This is a genomic window from Bacillus sp. 05T31 (assembly GCF_056396725.1).
Genome location: NZ_JBFTMA010000864.1, coordinates 1 through 1573, shown reverse-complemented (window position 1 = coordinate 1573; position 1573 = coordinate 1). Strand labels below are relative to the sequence as shown.

The 1573-nt window shown below is 40.9% G+C and carries 1 protein-coding gene; it reads left to right on the top strand.

The window, feature by feature from the left end:
* Positions 1 to 424: 424 nt before the first annotated feature.
* On the top strand, positions 425 to 1573 hold a 1149-nt coding region (locus AC1DJR_RS29325; RefSeq protein WP_477004179.1), incomplete at its 3' end, for an alpha/beta hydrolase.

Here is a 1573-nt window from a genome sequence, read left to right as displayed (position 1 = left end):
ACAAAATACTGTATCAAAAATAATTCGTAACATTACTAGTAAAACACCTTTTTGTTACACCGAAATCTGACAATGGAAATAAAATMCAGYWTRTGACCCRTTTTTACACGTATCTCGGCTGAACCCCAATAAGGGGTACCGCCCCACATCCATCAAGCTAAGATTTTAAACACTTAAGGAATTTGTAAGTATCAAGTAAGAAAAACGAGAGCTTTGTTTCTTATAATTAAAATATAAAGTGAAGGAAGAAAGGTTGTTTCTGGGGTTAATATGCATGTGGAAAAAGGAGAAATCAACGGTTTTTTAGAGTAATAATATCAGTATGTCCAAGTTTTGGAGATTACTTGCAAATATTTTGAAGTTTTTGCACCAGAACCCTAATTACCATACCTGTTTTTTACCATCACATATTGGAGGTTAAAACATGAATAAAAAAAAGAAAATCCAAAAATCAGTACTTACCTTTACCCTACTCTTTTCTTTAGGTGTTTCATCTTTCCCGCTTACAACAGCTATTCACGCAGATACACGTGAGGAGCAATCTGCAGAAAAGAAACAAATCTCTTTAACGGAGCGTACATCATTATTTTTTGAATATCTCCAGCAAGGTAAGTATGCAGAGGCACTTCAGTTGACGTCTGCTGCTTTTCAATCCAAGTTTACAGTAAACACATTACAAAATTGGTGGACACAAAGTCGCTGGAGCGGGATAAAAAGCATGGGAACCCCCGTGATAAAAGAACGAAACTTGGTCCATCARACGGTWGAARTTCCAGCAGCTACCGAAGAAAATACCATCCCGCTACTCCTTAAATTCAAACCTGGCGGGAAAGTAGATGAAGTTGGGGAAAGGATGCCCCCGGAATCTTATACCATCCCGCATCCTAGCTATGATCAACCTGCTTCCTATCAAGAACGTGAAATCGTCATTGGAAATTCTACCTATCCGTTACCAGCCACATTAACGGCTCCGAAACGTAAGCCTGGTGAAAAGGTACCCGTAGTTGTTCTTGTTCATGGTGCTGGCATCCATGATCGTGATAGTACATATCTGGGAACAAAAATCTTACGAGACCTTGCGGTGGGCCTTTCATCCAACGGAATTGCAGTGTTACGCTATGAAAAACGCACCTTAGAACATGYAYTAAAGATGAGTGCAGAACCTGGTACGTTAGACCGTGATACTACAGATGATGCCATATATGCAGCAAAATCAGCAGCGCAGCAGGAAGGCATTGATCCAAATAATATTTTCATTCTTGGACATAGCCTAGGAGCTGGCACAATGCCGCGTATACTGAGCAAAGCGCCTTCCTCACTTGTGCGAGGAAGTATCTTACTCGCACCACCTGCACGCTCTTTGACTGACATTGCCATTGATCAGTATCAATACCTTGGGGCGTCAAAGGAAGAAATCGATGAACTAAAAAGACAGGTCGCTTTTATCCAGGATCCTACTTTCAATCCTGACCATCCTCCAGCTGGCTACAATTTTGGGTCACCTCATTTTATGTATGATGTTWCTAGGTGGCGTCCAGTTGARGAGGCAAAATCACGAAAAGAGCCTTTACTC